This is a genomic window from Rheinheimera hassiensis (assembly GCF_022436675.1).
GTDB lineage: Bacteria > Pseudomonadota > Gammaproteobacteria > Enterobacterales > Alteromonadaceae > Alishewanella > Alishewanella hassiensis.
Genome location: NZ_JAKUJZ010000012.1, coordinates 1 through 19,942 on the forward strand (window position 1 = coordinate 1; position 19,942 = coordinate 19,942).

The window sequence follows — 19,942 nt, forward strand, 5'->3', positions numbered from 1 at the left end:
ACCGAAATTAGGATGACACTATATTTTCAATGACTGAATTTTATTATGTGGGGTGAAACTTTATTTTCACCCCACAGCCTTAATATTCTTAACGCTACATTTATTCCACCGTCACACTCTTCGCCAAATTACGTGGCTGGTCTACGTCGGTGCCTTTGATAATGGCGACGTAGTAGCTGAGTAACTGCAGTGGCAGGGTGTAGACGATGGGTGCCAGGATGTCGGCGACGTGCGGTACGTTGATTACCCGCATGGTGGCGTCAGACTGGAATTTAGCATCGGCGTCGGCGAATACGTACAGAATACCGCCACGGGCGCGCACTTCTTCAACGTTCGATTTTAGTTTTTCCAGCAGGTCGTTATTCGGTGCCACCACAATAATTGGCATCTGGGCGTCAATCAGCGCCAGCGGGCCGTGTTTTAACTCGCCAGCGGCGTAGGCTTCAGCGTGGATGTACGAAATTTCTTTTAGCTTTAATGCGCCTTCCATTGCGATGGGGTATTGATCGCCACGGCCTAAAAACAGCGCGTGGTGTTTATCGGCAAACTCTTCAGCCAGGGCTTCAATTTGTGGCGCCAGCGTAAGGGCTTGTTCCAGCTTGCCAGGTAAGCTTTTCAGCGCTTCGGTCAGCTCGCGCTGCTGCGCGGCAGTTAAGCCGTTATATTTGCCAATCGCCAGCGTTAACATGGCCAAGCCTACCAACTGCGTGGTAAAGGCTTTGGTTGAGGCTACGCCGATTTCGGCGCCGGCGCGGGTCATAAAGGCCAGATCAGATTCGCGTACCAGTGATGAACCGGCCACGTTACAAATGGTTAAGCTACCAACATAACCGGCTTCTTTGGCCAGCCGCAAAGCGGCTAAGGTATCGGCCGTTTCGCCAGACTGGGAAATACTTACCAGTAAGCTGTTTGGCTGCACGAACGATTTGCGGTAACGGAATTCAGAAGCAATTTCAACGTTGCAGGAGATACCACCTAACGATTCTAACCAGTAGCGCGCGACCATTCCGGAGTGATAGCTGGTACCACAGGCGACAATTTGTACGTGTTTTACTTTTTTGAACAGCTCGGCCGCGCCGTTGCCGAAGGTTTCGTCCAGTACAGAATCACTGCTTAAGCGGCCTTCCAATGTGTTGTTGATGGCGTTTGGCTGTTCGTAAATTTCTTTTAGCATAAAGTGGCGGTACTGGCCTTTGTCACCGGCGTCGTAACTAACGTTAGACTCATGCACTTCGCGCTCAATCGCGTTGCCGTTGCTATCGAAAATACGCACGCTGTGGCGGGTAATTTCAGCTACATCGCCTTCTTCAAGGAAGATAAAACGGCGCGTTACCGGCAACAGTGCCAGCTGATCAGAAGCAATAAAATTCTCGCCAATACCTAAGCCAATTACCAGCGGGCTGCCTGAGCGGGCAACAACAACGCGGCTAGCGTCGGTTTTATCCATTAACACCGTGCCGTAAGCGCCGTGCAGCTGCTTAACCGATTTTTGTACTGCGGCTAACAGGCTAGCGGCGCTTTTTAGTTCTTCTTCCACTAAATGCGCGATAACTTCGGTGTCGGTGTCGGAGGTAAATACATAGCCTTTGGCTTGTAAGGCTTCGCGCAACGGTGCGTGGTTTTCAATAATGCCGTTGTGCACTACGGTAATATTGCTGGAAACATGCGGGTGGGCGTTACGTTCGCTTGGCTCGCCATGCGTTGCCCAGCGCGTGTGGGCGATACCGGTGCCGCCGGTTACCGGGGCAGCAGCTACGGCGTCGGCCAGTTCTTTTACTTTACCCAGGCGGCGCAGCCGGGTTAACTCGCCGGAGCTGTTTACCACGGCCACACCGGCTGAATCATAACCCCGGTATTCCAGACGGCGCAGGCCTTCAACCAAAATATCCACTACATCACGTTGCGCTACAGCGCCGACTATTCCACACATAATTATTCTCCGGAAAGCTTAAATATTATAACGTTACGTTAAGGTGTGGCGGTGAATCAGGCCTGAACCCGTATTACCTTAACACCCTGTTGTTCAATTTTTTTGGCATCGGCTAACGATAAGCCTTCATCAGTAATCAGCACTTTTATCATCGCCCAGGGCAGTTCAAGGTTATGAATTTTGCGCCCCAGCTTATCGGATTCAAGCATTACAATAACTTCGCGCGCCACTTCTGCCATTACCCGGCTTAAGCTGTATAACTCGTTATAGGTGGTGGTGCCACGGGCTAAATCTATGCCGTCGGCACCAATAAATAACTGGTCAAAATCATAGTTGCGCAGCATTTGTTCTGCCAACTGGCCTTGAAAAGCTTCGGATTGCGGATCCCAGGTGCCGCCTGTCATTAACAGCGTTGGCTCGTTTTCCAGCTCACGCAGGGTATTGGCAATGGCCAGTGAGTTTGTCATTACCACTAAGCCACGTTTTGCCGCCAGCTCGGGCAATAACGCGGCGGTAGTGCGACCGCTGTCGATAATAATGCGGTAGTGATCTTTAATCAGGCTGGCGGCCGCTTTAGCAATGGCCAGCTTTCGCTTTGAAACTTTCTCTAAGCTGGAGTCACTAACAAAATCCTGCGGCACCGGCACGGCACCGCCATAACGGCGCAACAGCAAACCGGCTTGCTCCAACACGGTTAAGTCTTTACGAATAGTCACTTCAGAGGTATTAAACTGCCCGGCCAGCTGCTCAACCGACAATTCGCCCTGTTGCTGCAACTGACTAACAATAAGATGCCGCCGTTGTTGGGTGTTACGTTTGTTCATTTCTTTCGCTTAAGTTTCAAAACGAAAGATATTTTACTGGCTATTGCGGCTTTTGCAAGCAAAACGTTGCGATATCCATTTGCTGCAATTATTTAATGAGAACCATTTGCATTTGAGAATTAGTCGTATTATAGTTTGCAGCGTTCAGGGATGAAGGTAGTTCCGGGCCCCGGATGGGCTTCTCTGGTCGTTGTTTTACTTGTCTTGCACGTTAAGGGGTGGGTTTTGCCACCCCTGTTTTTCTTTTGAGGCTTTATGTTGCAGCGCTGGCAAACCAAGCTGGAGTGGTTGAATTTAGTATTATTGCTAATGTTGCCGCTGTACCACCTTTATTCTGCCGATACCTTGCAACCGGGTAGCCTGGCATTACTTTACCTGTTTAATCTAGCGGCTCTTATCGCCAGTTTCTGCCTCAGGCCTTACTCTGCTGCAGTAAAAAAACTGCCGGCGTCTGCCTGGCTGGAGCAACATTTACTGCTGACGTTAATTATTACGCTGTTGTGCTGGTTTTATCTGCCGCAAGCGCCTTTTATTCAGCCCCAAGCGCAGTGGTTATGGCTGAGCACCCAACTAAGCATTATGGGTTTACTGCTACGGCTATGCTGGGCAGTAAAAAAGCAACCCTTAGCCCCTGCTGCCAGCGGGCAAAACTGGCTGGTGGGCTATGCCAGCCAGTCTGGTATGGCGCAACAACTGGCACAAAGTAGCGCCAGGCAGCTGCAGCAGGCAGGCTTTAGCGTTGCGCTGGCAGAGTTGAACCAGCTAACCCAGCAGCAGCTAAACCAATATCAGAAAGCGCTTTTTGTGGTAAGCACTTATGGCGAAGGTGAAGCGCCTGACAATGCCAGCCAGTTTTTTCAGCTGGCGCAGCAATGGCAAAGCTCGTTAGATCAGTTGCAGTTTGCCGTATTAGCACTGGGCGATCGCAGCTATCAGCAGTTTTGTGCCTTTGGCCACTGGTTGCAGCAGTGGCTGCATAGCCGTGAAGCAAAAGCGCTACAACCACTGCTGGAGCTGGACAGCTCTGAGCGGCAAAGCGCGGCCTTAACACAGTGGCAGCAGCTGCTTACCGGCTTTACAGCACCCTTAACAGCACAACAAGCGCCAACAATAGATACCGGCGCTACCTGGCTGCAGGCCAGCCTTAGCAGCCGTTATATTGCCAACCCGGCCAGCACCGGCTTGCCTTGCTATATTGTTAAGCTGCAAGCACCAGCCGGCACTCAGTGGCTAGCTGGCGACATTGTTGATATTCAACCGGAAAACAGCAAATGCAACGTAGCCCTGTGGCTAACACGACATTTAGTTAATGGCTGCCAGGCCGTGCATTATCATGGCCGGCATATTCCGCTATGCTGGGCATTAGCCGAGCTGCAACTGGACAAAGTGCAACCACCGGCCAACGGCGAATCGTTAGCCCAATGGCTGACAGCACAGCCCAAGCTGCCACTACGTAGCTATTCTATCGCGTCGGTACCCGGCGAGGGCCCGATAACCTTACTGGTGCGCCAGGTGCAATATAATAACGGTGCTTTGGGTATTGGCTCTGGCTGGCTAACGGCCTGGGCGATGGAGCAGCAACCGGTGCAAATTCGCCTGCGTAGCCATAACCAGTTTCATTTACCGGCTGATAGCAGTAACACTCCGCTTATTTTTATCGCCAATGGTACCGGCATTGCCGGCATTCGTGCCTTGCTGGCGCAGCGCGTTGCCCTGGGCCAACGACAAAACTGGCTATTGTTTGGCGAGCGCAAACAACAAAGTGACTTTTTCTTTGCCCGCGATATTCAGCAGTGGCAGCAGCAGGGTTTTATCAGCCATTGCAGCCTGGCATTTTCGCAAGACCAGGCCGAAAAGCGCTATGTGCAGCATGTGCTGGCAGAGCAGCAGCAACAGTTACGGCAATGGCTGGCGCAGGGCGCGGCTATTTATGTGTGTGGCAGCCTGCACGGCATGGGTGAAGCCGTGCATGAGGTACTACAACAGGTGGTTGGCGAGGCCGGCTTAGCGCAGCTTAAACAACAAGGCCGCTACCGGCGCGATCTGTATTAATTTTTACCCGGTGTAAAACTGATGCGGCCGCTTTGCACGGCCATATTTACCGGCACCGCGGTAAGTATTTTAACGGTAGGGTTAGATGTATCCAGTTTGTAAACCGGGTTCGCTGCCAGATAGCTGTTAACTAACTGCAATAACTCATTGGTTACCGGCGCCAGATTACCGCGATAACCGGCAGCTTCAATCTGTGAGCCCAGCAACTTAACCGAGCGCAGATATACTGCTTTCTCTGTACCATCATAATAAGGCACGCCTTCTACCTGCAGTTGCATATTGGCCGGATAACTTAAGCCAAACAATGACAACGCAGCAGTGGCGGCGGTATTAACCCGTATCACCTCAGAGTTATCCGGGCCTATTTCCACCTGCATGCTTTCTACCTGCATCTTTAGCGGAATACCTGCCACATTGGCCTGGCGGGTTAGTTTGGGTATTTGCTGGCGCAACAGTTGCTCTAAGTCTGTCTCCGTAACGTTATACGCCGACATTTGCTGCAACTGGCTACACGCCGCCACTAACGTCATTATGATTAACAGCATTATCTTGCGCATGTTTCCCTTTCCTTATGTACTATCCAGTCTGAATTGAGCTTAGTTTAACACGGCAATAAGATAACGCTTAGTGACTGACTTTTACCTGAATATAAGTTGCTCCACGTGAAACACAGCCGACCAGCTAAGCAAGGCCAGCCAGTTTAAGTTGTGATATGCTTTGGCGCGTTCACCGGGAACCTGTATAACATAACGAGAAACAACCATGTCCTTGATCCTTAAACTGATTGCCGGCATTATGCTGGGTATGTTGTGTGGCTTGTATGCACCACATTGGCTAACACAACTATTAATTACCTTTAAAGGCCTGTTTGGCGAACTGTTGTTCTTCACCGTGCCGCTACTTATCCTGTTTTTTATTACCAGCGGAATTGCAGCTTTACCGCGAAATTCCGGCAAGTTACTTAGCCGCACGCTGGGTTTTGCCTACTTGTCTACCGTCATTGCGGGCACCTTAGCGTTTTTGGTTGCCAGTGTAGTAGTACCTATGCTAACCAGCGCAAATACTGCTGCCGCGCCAACCGAAGTGACGCATTTAACCGCTTTTATCGAAATGGATATTCCTCCGGCAATCAGTGTAATGACAGCCTTAGCACTGGCATTTATTTTTGGTTTAGGTATTGCAGCAACACAAGCCCAGCAATTAAGACAGTTATCGGATCAAGGCCGTGATGTTATTCAGCTAATGCTGGAAAAAGTCATTATTCCACTGCTGCCGCTGTATATCGCGGGTGAGTTCGCACAAATGGCGGCAGCCGGTACCGTATTTACCACACTAAAAACGTTCGGCATCATACTGGTGCTGGCGGTTGTCATGCACTGGTGCTGGATTATTACGCTATACACTATTGCTGGCATTAAAGCCGGTAAGTCGCCTTTTGCCTTAATTAAAACCATGATGCCGGCCTATTTTACAGCACTGGGCACCATGTCGAGCGCGGCAACCATTCCGGTTTCACTACAAGCCACTAAAGCCAATGGCGTAAAACCGGATGTGGCTAACTTTACCGTACCACTGTGCGCAACCATTCATTTATCCGGCTCTACCATTACTATCGTTACCTGCGCCATGGCCGTTGTCACCATGGTAAACGGCCTCGAAATGCCGTCGTTATTAACTGTACTGCCGTTTATCTTTATGTTGGGCGTAGTAATGCTGGCCGCACCTGGCGTACCCGGCGGTGCGGTAATGTCTGCGGTTGGTCTGTTAGGTTCAATGTTGGGCTTTGGCGAAGCAGCAATTGCACTAATGATTGCCCTGTACATGGCGCAAGACAGCTTTGGTACCGCCTGTAATGTGACCGGCGACGGTGCTATTGCGGTGTTGGTGGATAAGGCAGAGTAAACGGTATCAGATTGCGCAGGTTGGAATCCCGATTTGGGCGTCACAGAGTGTCTGAGCCCTGCCGCAGGCATAAGAGCGAGTTGCTGTGACGAGCCAAAGCGGGAGCTGTAACCGAAGCCCCGTAGTATTACTGATATAAAACAGCCCGCAAATGCGGGCTGTTTTATTTAGGTTACTTTTTAATTTTCACCGGCCGTTGCCAATCGCTGATATGCCGCTGCTTAGCGCGCGCCACCACCAACTCACCATCGGCAGCATCACGCGTTAACACCGAGCCAGCACCCACAGTAGCATTAACGCCCACTGTTACCGGCGCGACTAAAGCACTGTTCGAACCGATAAAGGCACCGTCTTTAATGGTGGTAACAAACTTATTCGCACCATCATAGTTACAGGTAATAGTACCAGCACCCACGTTTACCTTCGCGCCTATTACTGCATCACCCAGATAGGTCAGGTGGTTCGCTTTAGACCCTTTACCTAAAGTGGTTTTTTTCATTTCAACAAAGTTGCCGACATGACTGTCATCCAGCATCACGCTATCCGGCCTCAGGCGGGCAAAAGGGCCTACCGAACAATCGCTGCCGACAGTAGCCTTTTCAATCATTGAATTTGGTTTAATCTCAGTGTTATCGCCGATAACGCAGTCTTTTAAAATACAGTTTGCGCCAACAGTCACGCCCTTGCCCAGCACCACGGTGCCTTCGAAGATCACATTGATATCAATCATCACATCATTACCCACCTCAACCGTGCCGCGGATATCAAGCCTGGCCGGGTCGCGTAAATTCGCCCCTGATAGCATCAGCTCTTCGGCTTTACGCAGCTGATAGGCGCGCTCTAGTGCTGCCAATTGCACACGGTTATTGGCACCTTCTACTTCCATCGGGTTTTGCGGCTGCGCAGTGGCAATTTCTACACCTTCACCGTGCGCCATCGCAATCACATCAGTTAAGTAATATTCACCCTGGGCATTACTGTTGGATAACCGACCCAGCCAGCTTTTCAACTGCTTGCCCGGCAACGCCATAATGCCACTGTTTACTTCATTAATTAACAGCTGCTCAGCGCTGGCATCTTTTTGCTCGACAATACCGGTTACCTTAGCGTTTTCACGCACGATACGGCCATAGCCGCTCGGGTTGGCTAAGTTCACCGTTAAAATGGCCAGGCCATTAGCCGGCTTTACCGCCAGCAACTGCTGTAAGGTCTCTAAACGGGTAAGTGGTACATCACCATATAGCACCAGTACAGTGTCATCATCGGCAATATTCGGTATCGCCTGCGCCACCGCATGGCCGGTGCCCAACTGCTCAGCCTGTAATACCCAGTGCAATGGCTGATCGCTAAGACCTGCTTTTAGCGCATCAGCACCGTAACCATACACCAACTGTGGTTTCGCTGAGCCCAAGGCGCGGGCAGTATCAATTACATGTTGAACCATCGGCCGCTCAGCCACTTTATGCAGCACCTTAGGTAAATCTGATTTCATCCTTGTGCCTTTACCGGCCGCCAGAATCACTACATTTAATGCCATAAAAGAATCCCTGTAATCATGCTTCATCGATAGTGTGGTTATTCTAATAGATAACGCAGCAGATTACAGGGCCAGGGTGAAGTTTTGCTGAACCCCCTGAGCAAAACCAATAAAAAAGCCACCCTAAGGTGGCTTTTTATATTTCGGAACCCGAACTTATTTTTTGCGCATTTTTTGAATAATACGCAGCTGTGCAATGGCTTCAGCCAGTTGCGCGGCAGCTTCAGCATAATTGAAATCTGCGCCAGCGTGTTGCATCGCTTCTTCGGCACGTTTTTGTGCGTCTAAAGCGGCTTGCTCATCTAAGTCTTCGCCGCGTACCGCGACATCGGCCAGTACGGTGATGGTATCGGGCTGTACTTCAAGTACACCACCGGCTACGTATATCACGTGTTCTTCGCCAAATTGTTTCACGATACGGACCATGCCAGGTTTCAGGGTGGTCAGTAACGGGGCGTGGAAAGGTAAAATACCTAACTCGCCCTCACTGCCTGTGACCTGCACGGATTCGACAAGGCCAGAGAAAATTTTCTCTTCGGCACTTACTACATCCAGTTGCACTGTCATCGCCATCTCCGCTCTCCTAAAGCCTGAACTTACAGTTTCTTCGCTTTTTCGATCGCTTCGTCGATTGAACCTACCATGTAGAACGCTTGCTCTGGCATATGGTCGAACTCGCCTTCCAGAATGCCTTTAAAGCCACGGATAGTTTCTTTCAGCGGTACGTATTTACCTGGTGAACCGGTAAATACTTCAGCAACGAAGAATGGCTGTGACAGGAAGCGCTGAATTTTACGCGCACGGTATACCGTGGTGCGGTCTTCATCAGACAGTTCGTCCATACCCAGAATCGCGATAATGTCTTTCAGTTCTTTATAACGCTGCAGTACAGACTGTACGCCACGCGCCACTTCATAGTGCTCTTTACCGATAACCAGTGGATCTAACTGACGTGAGGTAGAATCCAGTGGGTCGATGGCCGGGTAAATACCCAGTGAAGCAATGTTACGGCTCAGTACTACTGTCGCGTCTAAGTGCGAGAAGGTCGTAGCTGGTGACGGATCCGTTAAGTCATCTGCAGGTACGTATACGGCCTGGATTGACGTGATAGAACCAGTCTTGGTAGAAGTGATACGCTCTTGCAGCGCACCCATCTCTTCTGCCAATGTTGGCTGGTAACCTACCGCTGATGGCATACGGCCCAGAAGTGCAGACACTTCAGTACCGGCCAGCGTGTAACGGTAAATGTTATCGACGAAGAACAGTACGTCACGGCCTTCATCACGGAATTTTTCCGCCATGGTTAAGCCGGTTAACGCTACGCGCAGACGGTTGCCTGGTGGCTCGTTCATCTGACCGTACACTAACGATACTTTATCCAGTACGTTAGAGTCTTTCATCTCGTGATAGAAGTCGTTACCTTCACGGGTACGCTCACCTACACCGGCGAATACTGAGTAACCGCTGTGCTCGATCGCGATGTTCCGGATAAGCTCCATCATGTTTACGGTTTTACCTACACCGGCACCACCGAACAGACCAACTTTACCGCCTTTGGCGAACGGGCATACCAGGTCGATAACCTTGATACCGGTTTCCAGCAGGGCGTTAGACGCCGCCTGATCTTCGTAGCTTGGCGCAGCACGGTGAATAGGCATACGCTCTTCTTCACCGATAGGGCCAGCTTCGTCGATTGGCTCGCCTAATACGTTCATAATACGACCCAGTGTGGCTTTACCCACCGGAACGTGAATTGCTTTACCGGTGTTAGACACGGCAGCGCCGCGACGTAAACCGTCTGTTGTACCTAACGCGATAGTACGAACTGTACCGCCACCCAGCTGCTGCTGTACTTCCAGCACTAAACCAGCCAGATCACCGTCAGTCACGTTTAACGCGTCATAGATACCAGGTACCGCATCTTGTGGAAAGTCGATATCCACAACGGCGCCAATGATTTGGACGACCTTACCTTGACTCATGATGTTTCCTCAAATTTCTCAAAACTGTTTACCTTAGCCTACAGCTGCCGCACCTGCGACGATCTCGCTAAGCTCCTGGGTAATCGCGGCCTGACGTGCTTTGTTATAAACAAGCTTCAGGTCGTCCATCAGGTTACCGGCGTTGTCGGTTGCAGCCTTCATGGCTACCATCCGCGCAGCGTGCTCACTGGCAGAGTTCTCTACCACGCCCTGATAAACTTGCGATTCGACGAAACGGTCTAACAACATATCGATGATAGGTTGTGGGTCCGGCTCGTACAGGTAATCCCAGTTATGCTCTTTTTGTGCAATGTCTGCTTTTGGCAAAGGTAAGAGTTGATCGATCACTGGCTCTTGTTTCATGGTATTGACAAACTTGTTGTACACCAGAAATAAGCGGTCAATCCGGCCTTCGTTAAATGCATTAAGCATCACTTTTACCGAACCAAGCACATCAGCCAAACGTGGTACGTCACCTGAACCCGCCTGTTGCGCGACTACCTTACCACCGAAACGCTTAAAGAACGTTGTAGCCTTATTACCGATAACGGCAAACTGGGCATCAACGCCTTTGTCTTTCCAGCTTTTCAGCGCAAGGGCAACTTTCTTAAACTCGTTGGTATTCAGGCCACCGCAAAGACCACGATCAGTAGAAATGATAATGTAACCAACCCGTTTTACCTCACGCTCCGCTAAATACGGATGGCGGTATTCCAGGCTGCCATTAGCAACGTTACCGATCACTTTGCGCATACCTTCAGCGTATGGGCGTGTTGCAGCTACACGGTCCTGCGCTTTGCGCATTTTGCTGACCGCAACTTTTTCCATAGCACTGGTGATCTTGCGAGTATTATTAATACTCCCGATCTTACTTTTTATCTCTTTACCACCGGCCATGACTGTATCTCCGATTCATTCAACGAATGGGGTGGCACGCCACCCGCATTGATTACCAGCTCTGAGTTGCCTTGAATTTATCAATAGCAGCTTTGAACGTAGACTCGATTTGGTCGTTGTAGTTACCGGTTTTGTCGATATCAGCCATCAGCTCAGCGTGTTCAGCTCGCATGAAAGCAATGATGCCGGCTTCAAAATCAAGGATTTTGGCCACATCTACGTCTTTCATAAAGCCTTTTTCGATAGCGAAAATAGACACACCCATATCGGCTACAGACATCGGGCTGTACTGCAGCTGTTTCATCAGCTCAGTAACCTTTTGGCCGTGCTCTAACTGGGCGCGGGTCGCTTCGTCAAGATCAGACGCAAACTGGGCGAACGCCGCAAGTTCTGAGTACTGCGCTAACGCCAGACGAATACCACCACCTAATTTCTTGATGATCTTAGTTTGCGCTGCACCACCTACCCGCGATACCGAAATACCCGCGTTCACCGCAGGACGGATACCGGCGTTGAATAAGTCAGTTTCTAAGAAGATCTGACCATCAGTAATCGAAATTACGTTAGTAGGTACGAACGCAGATACGTCGCCAGCCTGAGTTTCAATAATTGGCAGTGCGGTTAACGAACCGGTTTTACCTTTTACTTCACCGTTGGTGTATTTTTCTACGTAGTCGGCGTTAACGCGTGATGCGCGTTCCAGCAAACGAGAGTGTAAATAGAATACGTCACCCGGGTAAGCTTCACGGCCTGGTGGACGACGTAACAGTAACGAGATTTGACGGTAAGCTACAGCTTGCTTAGACAAATCATCGTATACAATCAGCGCATCTTCACCGCGGTCACGGAAGTATTCGCCCATGGTACAGCCTGAGTATGGTGCCAGGAACTGCAGTGCAGCCGCTTCTGATGCAGACGCTACCACAACGATAGTGTGCGCCAGGGCGCCGTGCTCTTCCAGCTTGCGTACTACGTTGGCGATAGTAGAGGCTTTTTGGCCTACAGCAACGTAGACACACTTAACGCCGGTGCCTTTCTGGTTGATGATAGCATCGATAGCCAGTGCCGTTTTACCGGTCTGACGGTCACCGATCAGCAACTCACGCTGACCACGACCGATAGGGATCATCGCATCAACCGACTTATAACCGGTTTGCATTGGCTGATCTACCGACTGACGTTCGATAACGCCAGGAGCGATTTTCTCTACCGGCTCAAAGCCAGCAGCTTCAATCGGACCTTTACCGTCGATAGGTGCACCTAAGGTGTTAACCACACGGCCTAATAACGCCGGGCCAACTGGTACTTCTAAAATACGGCCGGTGCTTTTTACTTTAGTGCCTTCGGTTAAGTCCGCGTACGGGCCCATAACTACAGCACCAACTGAGTTGCGCTCTAAGTTCAGCGCGATAGCGTAGCGATTGCCAGGAAGCTCAATCATCTCGCCTTGCATACAATCCGCAAGACCATTGATACGAATAATACCGTCTGTTACCTGAACGATAGTACCTTCGTTACGAGCTTCACTGACCACTTCGAACTGAGCAATACGACTCTTGATCAGTTCTGATATTTCAGTGGAATTCAGTTGCATTCTCTGTTCCCCAATTATGACTGCAGCGCAGTTGCTAAGCGATCCAGCTTACCGCGGATCGAGCCATCAATAACCATGTCACCTGCTTTGATCAGCATGCCGCCAACCACTGCAGGATCTTCGCTACAGTTCAATTTAACTTTGCGTGCCAAACGTTGCGATAATGCTGTGGCCAGCTTGTCTTGTTGTGCTTTGGAAAGCTTGGTAGCAGAAACCACAGTAACGTCGATTTCTTTTTCAAACTCAGCTTTAAGCGTAACAAAGGCAGCTAACACTTCAGGCAACGCCAACAAGCGATGATTTTCTGCCATCACTTTAATAAAGTTCTGGCCGTGCTCATTGAGTTGCTCACCACATACCTGAATAAACAGACCGGCCTGCTTATCAGCAGCGCCGTTGGCGCTTAAATAAGCGCCAACCTGGTCGTTCTTTGCTACTTCAGCAGCAAAGGCCAACATCTGTAGCCAGGCGTCTAACGCTTTTTGCTCAACCGCAAAATCGAAAGCCGCTTTGGCGTAAGGACGAGCAATATTAGTCAAATCAGACATAGCTCTTCCTCATTACAGTTCTTGAACCAGTTTTTCCAGAATGTCGCTGTGAGCAGCTTCATCAATAGACCGTTGCAGAATTTTTTCTGCGCCGGCTACCGCTAATGCAGCAACTTGCTTGCGCAGCTCTTCGCGTAAGCGATTACGCTCAGCTTCCAGTTCTGCTCTGCCAATGGCCAGAATGTTTTCACGTTCGGCGTTGGCTTTGTGCACGGCTTCATCCAGCATTTTGGCTTCGCGTTTTTTCGCTTGCTCAATAATGTCTGCTGCCTGCGCTTTAGCATCTTTTAACTGATCTTTGGCTTTGTCCTGAGCTAGTGCCAGGTCTTTTTCTGCCCGATCAGAAGCGGCTAAACCGTCAGCAATTTTCTTCTGGCGCGCTTCGATCGCATTGATCAACGGCGGCCAAACAAATTTCATACAGAACAGCACGAACACCGCAAATGCGATTAATTCGCCGATCAGAGTGGCGTTTAAATTCACGACCGCTCCTCCTTAGTTAACAGTTGTTCGGAATAACACAAACCTTCAATTACATTGCGAACAACATGTACATGGCGATACCAACGCCAATCATCGCAACGGCATCGATCAGACCTGCCAGGATGAACATTTTAACTTGCAGTGAAGGGGCCAGTTCCGGTTGACGCGCACAAGCTTCTAAGAATTTACCGCCCATGTTACCGAAACCCAGTGCAGTACCGATAGCACCGAAACCGATTAACAAAGCAACTGCGATTAATTTAAGACCTAATACTAGTTCCATTTTTCTCTCCGATATTTCAATAGTTAAAGTTAAAGTTTAAAAAAATCAGTGGTTATCTGAACTGGCCATGCTTAGGTAAACAATGGTCAGCATCATAAATACAAACGCCTGCAGCACTATTACCAGAATATGGAATACTGCCCAGATAAAGTGCAGTGGTAACTGCGCTAATCCCACGGCACCAATCAGGATAAAGATCATCTCGCCGGCATACAGGTTACCGAATAACCGCAGCGCCAGTGAGAACGGCTTAGCGACTAGAGCAATCGTTTCCAGCAATAAGTTAGCCGGGATCAGGACAATTTGCAGTGGTACGTTTTTAGTGCTGAACGGGTGCAGCGTTAATTCTTTAATAAAGCCCAATACGCCTTTAATGCGAATGGAATACCCGATCATCAGAATAAATACCCCGATGGCCAGTGCAGCAGTTAAGTTAATATCGGTGGTGGGTACAATTTTCATGTACACATCGTGCGAATCCATACCCAAGGCTTGCTCACCAACAAAGCCGGCAAAGGCGGGCAGGAAATCCACCGGAATTAAGTCCATCAGGTTCATCAGGAACACCCAGACAAAGATAGTCAGTGCCAGTGGTGCGATTAATTTACTTTTGCCGTGATAAGTATCTTTAACGTTAGTGGCAACCAGCTCGACCACCATTTCGATAAAGCACTGAAACTTACCCGGAACGCCGGTAGTGGCTTTTGTTGCTGCACTGCGGAAAACCCACAAAAACAACAAACCAAGGCCAATAGACCACGCTAATGTATCGACATGCCATGTCCAGAACCCGGCCTCACTACACGCTTTATTAAATGCAACGCTACCATCAACGGTACACATTTTTGCGTTAGTAAGGTGGTGCTGAATATGGCTGGATAGAGTTAACTCTTCACCTGCAGCCATGTTTCATCCCATTGTTAATGTTTAAAAAAAACTGGTGCTGTCCATTGTGCTAACAGCGTAAGCAGAAAACCGGTTAAAAATATCTCAGGTACCGGTTGTTGCTGCGTAAATACGACGGCCAAAAGCACAGCGGTTAATATTAATTTTAGTGACTGCCCCCGCATAAAGGCTGCCAATACTGCATTTGCGTTATGTAATGCACTGTAACGAAACGCAAAAAACACAAATACACAATTTGGTATTACGGCAACCAAGCCACCTTTAAAGGCGGATTTGGCTGCTGCTGCATCGGCAGCTAAAAAAAAAGCCAGTGCGATAACCCCGGCTACTGCAAGCTGGCACAGTACCAGCTTATAAGCTGATTTGCGCGCCAACGCCGCATTTTGATCAGTCATTGTTTGTCCCCCTGAAATCACCCGTGAAGGGGGTATGAAAAACTTGCGAAAGTATACTTATCTGCCTTTAATTTGCAACAAAAAGCGGTGCAAGCACCGCGATAGTACAGATATCTGGTACATTTTGGTGCATTAATGCTCAGCGACGTTCAACTTATTTATAATACCGTCTAACTCATCCAGACTACTGTAAGCAATTTCCAGCTTACCTTTGCCTTTGTTGTTGTAACTTATCTGCACTGGTGCAGCAAAACGCTCGCTTAAGCGTTGCTCCAGCGCCAGTACATCCGGATCACGCGGTTTTTCTGCTACTGCAGGTTTAGGTTCTAAAATCCGTCGTACTAAATTCTCAGTTTCGCGCACCGTAAGCTGTTTTGCTGCCACTAAACGCGCCGCATCAGATTGCTCAGCATCTTTTAATGCCAATAAGGCCCGGGCATGGCCCATTTCAATATCGCCGTGCTCGAGCAACAGCTTTACATCATCATTTAACTGATTAAGGCGCAATAAATTGGTGACCGAAGCACGGGATTTACCCACAGCATCGGCCACTTGCTGGTGGGTCAAAGCAAATTCAGTCAGTAAGCGATCCAGCGCCACCGCTTCTTCCATCGCGTTTAAATCTTCGCGCTGAATATTTTCAATCAGTGCAATAGCGACAGCGGCTTCGTCCGGTACATCTTTAACAATACAGGGTACTTCAGCCAGCTGAGCTAACTGGCTGGCACGCCAACGCCGTTCACCGGCGATAATTTCGAACTTATCTTGTGCCAGTGGCCGCACTACTATTGGCTGAATAATACCCTGAGCGCGGATAGAACTGGCTAAATCTTCCAGTGCTTCCTGCGACATATCTTTACGTGGCTGGTATTTGCCCGGCACCAGAAACTCAACCGGCAGCTGTTGCAGCGCGCTGGCTGTAGTCGTGGCGGTATCACTGTTACTGGTTCTGTTGGACGTAAGTAAGGCATCCAGACCCCGGCCCAGGCCGCGTTTCTTTACCGACATGCTAAATAGCTTCCCTAAAATTATTCAGATCAGACAGAGGTAGTGCTGTTAACCGTTTTTTTATCAGCCCGGCGTAGCATTTCGCCCGCCAACGCCAGATACGCTTTAGCCCCGGTTGAGCTTTTATCGTAATACATTACCGGTGCACCAAAACTGGGCGCTTCAGCCAACCTTACATTGCGCGGAATCACCGCGCGGTAAACCTTGTCACCAAAATGTTGTTTTAACTGTTCCGAAACATCATTTGCCAGACGATTGCGCGGATCGTACATGGTTCTTAATATACCTTCGATCTTTAACTCAGGATTAACCGCAGCAGCAAGCTGATTAATGGTATCAACCAACGCCGTTAAGCCTTCCAGCGCAAAGTATTCGCACTGCATCGGTACAAGCACGGTATCAGCAGCGGCCATGGCATTTACAGTAAGCATATTCAGTGACGGTGGGCAGTCGATAAAAATAAAGTCGTAACTGTTGCGGTAATCTTTCAGCGCGTTGCGCAAACGCAGTTCTCGGGCAAACACATTCATTAAACGCACTTCTGCGGCGGTAAGATCAGAGTTTGCCGCAACCAGGTGATAACCACCGGCGGTTTCTTTTACCAGTACGTCAACCAGCGGTTTTTCATCAACCAGTAAATCATAGGCGGTGGCCGGCAGGCTATATTTATCTACGCCGCTGCCCATGGTGGCATTGCCTTGCGGATCAAGATCGATCAATAGCACCTTGCGCTTGGTCGCAGCCAGTGAGGCAGCCAGATTCACTGCCGTAGTGGTTTTACCAACACCACCTTTCTGATTAGCTATTGCGATCACTTTCGCCACAAGATGTCCTCGTTATCAGTTAGCAGGGGTTCAGTATTACCAAATGCCGTTGTGCTTGCAACTGCGGTACAACAAGAGGCTGAACGGAGGCTACTTTAACAAAATCGGGCAAAGCTGCAATTTCTTCTTGTACTGCAGCACCTTTCATGGCGAAAAAGCAACCGTTTGTCGCGGGTAAATGCCGACACCAGCTGAGCATATCATTGATTGAAGCAAATGCCCGGCTTATTACACCATCGTAGCCTTGTTCGGGCTGATGTTCTTCAACCCGGCTTTGCAACGGCTGAATATTAGCCAGTTTCAGCTGTAATTTAACCTGATTTAAAAACCGGATACGTTTGCCCAGACTATCTAGCAGGGTAAAGTGTTTATCCGGGTAATAAATAGCCAGCAACACGCCTGGTAACCCTGGGCCTGTACCCACATCGATAAAGCGCTCACCGGTTAAAAACGGTGCAACCACTAAACTGTCCATTACGTGCTTGATCAGCATTTCTTCAGGGTTACGCACTGAAGTCAGGTTATAAGCACTGTTCCATTTATCCAGTAACTGCACATAAGCGACACATTGTTGCAACTGCTGTTCAGACAGCGTCAGGCTGGTTTGCGCTACCAGCACCCTAAGTTTTTCTAACATCGTGATCCTTAAGCTGGCTTAGGCTGATTTTCGCAGTAACCCTTGTTTTTTTAAGTAAACCAGCAGTAATGATATCGCCGCCGGAGTAATACCGGAAATACGCGATGCCTGGCCGACAGTTTGCGGCTGAGTCTGATTTAGCTTAACGATTACCTCGTTAGATAAACCTCTAACTTGTTTATAATCAAACTGTTGTGGTAACAAAGTTTGCTCGTTGCGCTGCTGTTTCGCAATTTCATCTTGTTGACGGTGAATATAACCTTCGTATTTGATCTGAATTTCTACCTGCTCAGCAGCGACAGGATCTGCCAGGCCTGGGCCCAGATCAGCTATTTGCATCAGATCAACGTAATTAATCTCTGGCCGGCGTACCAGTTCTTCCAGGCTGGCCTCTTTGCTTAACGGGGTTTTAACTAACGCATTAACGGCTGTCAGCGCAGCATGTTGCGGGTGGATCCAGCTTTGTTTTAACCGCTGCCGTTCCAGCGCAATTCGTTCCATTTTTTCGTTAAATGCGGCCCAGCGTGCATCATCAACCAGGCCAAGTTCACGGCCTTTTTCCGTTAAGCGTGAATCGGCATTATCTTCGCGCAACATCAGACGGTATTCAGCACGGCTGGTAAACATGCGGTATGGCTCTTTGGTGCCCATAGTGGTTAAGTCGTCCACCAATACGCCAAGGTAAGCTTGTTCACGCCCTGGTGACCAGCTGTCTTTATCCTGGCTAAACAGCGACGCATTTAGCCCTGCCAATAAGCCCTGAGCACCGGCTTCTTCGTAACCTGTGGTGCCGTTAATCTGGCCGGCAAAAAACAGGCCTTTAATAAATTTGGTTTCCAGGCTGTTTTTCAGATCGCGTGGGTCAAAAAAGTCATATTCAATGGCGTAGCCTGGCCGGGTGATATGTGCATTTTCCATACCTTTAATTGAGCGCACTATGCTCAGCTGGACATCAAACGGCAGGCTGGTTGATATGCCGTTCGGATACACTTCATGTGTGGTTAAGCCTTCCGGCTCGATAAAGATCTGATGCTTGTCTTTATCGGCAAAGCGCATAATTTTATCTTCAATTGACGGACAATAGCGTGGGCCAATACCTTCAATTACTCCTGTGTACATGGGTGATCTGTCCAGATTATTGCGGATCACATCATGGGTGTTTTCATTGGTGTAGGTTATATAACAGGGTATTTGTATTGGATGATCAGCCTGTTTGCCCATAAACGAAAACACCGGAGTAGGGTTATCACCTGGCTGTGGCTGCATCAGTGAAAAATCTATCGTCCGGGCATCAATACGTGGTGGCGTGCCTGTTTTTAAACGATCTACCCGAAATGGCAACTCACGTAAACGTTTTGCCAGTGCGATAGACGGCGGATCGCCTGCTCTGCCGCCTGAATGGCTCTGTAAACCAATATGAATTTGGCCACCCAAAAAGGTGCCAACGGTAAGTACTACAGATTTAGCCTTAAACTTTAACCCCATCTGGGTTACTACGCCGCTAACCTGATCGTTTTCAACCATCAGATCATCACAGGCTTGCTGAAAAATACTTAAATTTGGCTGGTTTTCCAGCATTGTACGAATGGCAGCACGGTACAACTGTCGGTCAGCTTGTGCTCTGGTGGCTCTTACCGCCGGGCCTTTAGAGCTGTTTAAAGTGCGAAACTGAATACCACCTTTGTCAGCTGCTATTGCCATAGCACCGCCTAACGCATCGATTTCTTTAACCAGATGACCTTTGCCAATGCCACCAATAGCCGGATTGCAGGACATTTGTCCTAAGGTTTCAACATTGTGGGTTAGCAATAATGTTTTACGGCCCATGCGTGCAGCTGCCAGAGCGGCTTCGGTGCCTGCATGGCCACCGCCTACAACGATAACGTCGAATGTCTCTTGGTACAGCATAGTTGCCTCAGTATCTGGTTAATCTGTGAAAGTGTTTAAGGGGCGCTATTGTAGCGCGATCCAGGTGTAAGTGGAATGCTGTACCGGGCTTAGGATCTTCTAAATTAAATAAGATCTTTTTAGAGATCTTTTTATTATTTTTACTACTAAGGAGCCGGTTTTCAGTGCATAAGCGGATCTTTATAAGAATGATCAGAAGCTTACTAAGGATCAGATCCTGTGATCAAGCTAG

The 19,942-nt window shown here is 49.1% G+C and carries 19 protein-coding genes; 2 read left to right on the forward strand and 17 right to left on the reverse strand.

What is annotated here, in order from left to right:
• Positions 1-100: 100 nt before the first annotated feature.
• Entirely contained in the window at positions 101-1,930 is a 1,830-nt protein-coding gene (gene glmS, locus MJX74_RS20385; protein WP_240224858.1) for a glutamine--fructose-6-phosphate transaminase (isomerizing), read from the reverse strand.
• Between the two features lie 56 nt (positions 1,931-1,986).
• Complete coding sequence (locus tag MJX74_RS20390) at positions 1,987-2,754, reverse strand: DeoR/GlpR family DNA-binding transcription regulator (RefSeq protein WP_240224859.1); 768 nt, start codon at positions 2,752-2,754, stop codon at positions 1,987-1,989.
• Between the two features lie 255 nt (positions 2,755-3,009).
• Between MJX74_RS20390 and MJX74_RS20395 the strand changes: the two genes are divergently transcribed.
• The gene (locus MJX74_RS20395; protein WP_240224861.1) at positions 3,010-4,806 is read left to right on the forward strand and encodes a flavodoxin domain-containing protein; all 1,797 of its coding nucleotides are present in this window, start codon (positions 3,010-3,012) and stop codon (positions 4,804-4,806) included.
• Here MJX74_RS20395 and MJX74_RS20400 read toward each other — a convergent pair.
• Entirely contained in the window at positions 4,803-5,363 is a 561-nt protein-coding gene (locus MJX74_RS20400; RefSeq protein ID WP_240224863.1) for a YceB family lipoprotein, read from the reverse strand. The genes MJX74_RS20395 and MJX74_RS20400 overlap by 4 nt on opposite strands.
• A gap of 205 nt (positions 5,364-5,568) precedes the next feature.
• Here MJX74_RS20400 and MJX74_RS20405 point away from each other — a divergent pair, with 205 nt between their 5' ends.
• Positions 5,569-6,708, forward strand: a complete 1,140-nt coding sequence (locus MJX74_RS20405; RefSeq protein ID WP_240224864.1) for a dicarboxylate/amino acid:cation symporter — start codon at positions 5,569-5,571, stop codon at positions 6,706-6,708.
• Between the two features lie 172 nt (positions 6,709-6,880).
• On the opposite strand, the gene glmU is transcribed toward MJX74_RS20405, so the two are convergent.
• The 14 genes from glmU to mnmG form a co-directional block, all read right to left on the reverse strand.
• Positions 6,881-8,245, reverse strand: a complete 1,365-nt coding sequence (gene glmU, locus MJX74_RS20410) for a bifunctional UDP-N-acetylglucosamine diphosphorylase/glucosamine-1-phosphate N-acetyltransferase GlmU (RefSeq protein ID WP_240224866.1) — start codon at positions 8,243-8,245, stop codon at positions 6,881-6,883.
• A 156-nt stretch (positions 8,246-8,401) separates the two neighbouring features.
• On the reverse strand, positions 8,402-8,818 hold the full coding sequence (locus MJX74_RS20415) for a F0F1 ATP synthase subunit epsilon (RefSeq protein ID WP_027670541.1): 417 nt from the start codon (positions 8,816-8,818) through the stop codon (positions 8,402-8,404).
• 23 nt (positions 8,819-8,841) lie between these two features.
• On the reverse strand, positions 8,842-10,227 hold the full coding sequence (gene atpD, locus MJX74_RS20420; RefSeq protein ID WP_027670542.1) for a F0F1 ATP synthase subunit beta: 1,386 nt from the start codon (positions 10,225-10,227) through the stop codon (positions 8,842-8,844).
• 33 nt (positions 10,228-10,260) lie between these two features.
• Positions 10,261-11,124: a F0F1 ATP synthase subunit gamma gene (atpG, locus tag MJX74_RS20425; RefSeq protein ID WP_240224868.1), complete on the reverse strand. Its 864-nt coding sequence runs from the start codon at positions 11,122-11,124 to the stop codon at positions 10,261-10,263.
• A 52-nt stretch (positions 11,125-11,176) separates the two neighbouring features.
• On the reverse strand, positions 11,177-12,718 hold the full coding sequence (gene atpA, locus MJX74_RS20430) for a F0F1 ATP synthase subunit alpha (RefSeq protein ID WP_240224870.1): 1,542 nt from the start codon (positions 12,716-12,718) through the stop codon (positions 11,177-11,179).
• 14 nt (positions 12,719-12,732) lie between these two features.
• On the reverse strand, positions 12,733-13,266 hold the full coding sequence (gene atpH / locus MJX74_RS20435; RefSeq protein ID WP_240224871.1) for a F0F1 ATP synthase subunit delta: 534 nt from the start codon (positions 13,264-13,266) through the stop codon (positions 12,733-12,735).
• A 12-nt stretch (positions 13,267-13,278) separates the two neighbouring features.
• Entirely contained in the window at positions 13,279-13,749 is a 471-nt protein-coding gene (gene atpF, locus MJX74_RS20440; protein WP_240224873.1) for a F0F1 ATP synthase subunit B, read from the reverse strand.
• A 49-nt stretch (positions 13,750-13,798) separates the two neighbouring features.
• Positions 13,799-14,032 (reverse strand): F0F1 ATP synthase subunit C, encoded by a 234-nt coding sequence (gene atpE, locus MJX74_RS20445; RefSeq protein ID WP_008985017.1) that lies wholly within the window; start codon positions 14,030-14,032, stop codon positions 13,799-13,801.
• Between the two features lie 45 nt (positions 14,033-14,077).
• Positions 14,078-14,938 (reverse strand): F0F1 ATP synthase subunit A, encoded by an 861-nt coding sequence (atpB, locus tag MJX74_RS20450; RefSeq protein WP_240224874.1) that lies wholly within the window; start codon positions 14,936-14,938, stop codon positions 14,078-14,080.
• Between the two features lie 14 nt (positions 14,939-14,952).
• Complete coding sequence (locus tag MJX74_RS20455) at positions 14,953-15,333, reverse strand: ATP synthase subunit I (RefSeq protein WP_240224876.1); 381 nt, start codon at positions 15,331-15,333, stop codon at positions 14,953-14,955.
• A 132-nt stretch (positions 15,334-15,465) separates the two neighbouring features.
• A complete protein-coding gene (locus MJX74_RS20460; protein WP_240224877.1) occupies positions 15,466-16,341 on the reverse strand; it encodes a ParB/RepB/Spo0J family partition protein in 876 nt (291 codons plus the stop codon).
• 29 nt (positions 16,342-16,370) lie between these two features.
• Positions 16,371-17,165 carry a ParA family protein gene (locus MJX74_RS20465; protein WP_068237070.1) on the reverse strand — a complete coding sequence of 265 codons (795 nt, stop codon included), beginning with the start codon at positions 17,163-17,165 and terminating at the stop codon, positions 16,371-16,373.
• Positions 17,166-17,184: 19 nt separating this feature from the next.
• Entirely contained in the window at positions 17,185-17,802 is a 618-nt protein-coding gene (rsmG, locus tag MJX74_RS20470; protein ID WP_240224879.1) for a 16S rRNA (guanine(527)-N(7))-methyltransferase RsmG, read from the reverse strand.
• Positions 17,803-17,820: 18 nt separating this feature from the next.
• Entirely contained in the window at positions 17,821-19,710 is a 1,890-nt protein-coding gene (gene mnmG, locus MJX74_RS20475) for a tRNA uridine-5-carboxymethylaminomethyl(34) synthesis enzyme MnmG (RefSeq protein ID WP_240224881.1), read from the reverse strand.
• Between the last annotated feature and the right edge of the window lie 232 nt (positions 19,711-19,942).

Coding starts and splice junctions, on each gene's coding strand:
- glmS (WP_240224858.1), bottom strand. CDS start 1,930: ATGTGTGGAATAGTCGGCGCTGTAGCGCAACGTGATGTAGTGGATATT.
- MJX74_RS20390 (WP_240224859.1), bottom strand. CDS start 2,754: ATGAACAAACGTAACACCCAACAACGGCGGCATCTTATTGTTAGTCAG.
- MJX74_RS20395 (WP_240224861.1), top strand. CDS start 3,010: ATGTTGCAGCGCTGGCAAACCAAGCTGGAGTGGTTGAATTTAGTATTA.
- MJX74_RS20400 (WP_240224863.1), bottom strand. CDS start 5,363: ATGCGCAAGATAATGCTGTTAATCATAATGACGTTAGTGGCGGCGTGT.
- MJX74_RS20405 (WP_240224864.1), top strand. CDS start 5,569: ATGTCCTTGATCCTTAAACTGATTGCCGGCATTATGCTGGGTATGTTG.
- glmU (WP_240224866.1), bottom strand. CDS start 8,245: ATGGCATTAAATGTAGTGATTCTGGCGGCCGGTAAAGGCACAAGGATG.
- MJX74_RS20415 (WP_027670541.1), bottom strand. CDS start 8,818: ATGGCGATGACAGTGCAACTGGATGTAGTAAGTGCCGAAGAGAAAATT.
- atpD (WP_027670542.1), bottom strand. CDS start 10,227: ATGAGTCAAGGTAAGGTCGTCCAAATCATTGGCGCCGTTGTGGATATC.
- atpG (WP_240224868.1), bottom strand. CDS start 11,124: ATGGCCGGTGGTAAAGAGATAAAAAGTAAGATCGGGAGTATTAATAAT.
- atpA (WP_240224870.1), bottom strand. CDS start 12,718: ATGCAACTGAATTCCACTGAAATATCAGAACTGATCAAGAGTCGTATT.
- atpH (WP_240224871.1), bottom strand. CDS start 13,266: ATGTCTGATTTGACTAATATTGCTCGTCCTTACGCCAAAGCGGCTTTC.
- atpE (WP_008985017.1), bottom strand. CDS start 14,032: ATGGAACTAGTATTAGGTCTTAAATTAATCGCAGTTGCTTTGTTAATC.
- atpB (WP_240224874.1), bottom strand. CDS start 14,938: ATGGCTGCAGGTGAAGAGTTAACTCTATCCAGCCATATTCAGCACCAC.
- MJX74_RS20455 (WP_240224876.1), bottom strand. CDS start 15,333: ATGACTGATCAAAATGCGGCGTTGGCGCGCAAATCAGCTTATAAGCTG.
- MJX74_RS20460 (WP_240224877.1), bottom strand. CDS start 16,341: ATGTCGGTAAAGAAACGCGGCCTGGGCCGGGGTCTGGATGCCTTACTT.
- rsmG (WP_240224879.1), bottom strand. CDS start 17,802: ATGTTAGAAAAACTTAGGGTGCTGGTAGCGCAAACCAGCCTGACGCTG.
- mnmG (WP_240224881.1), bottom strand. CDS start 19,710: ATGCTGTACCAAGAGACATTCGACGTTATCGTTGTAGGCGGTGGCCAT.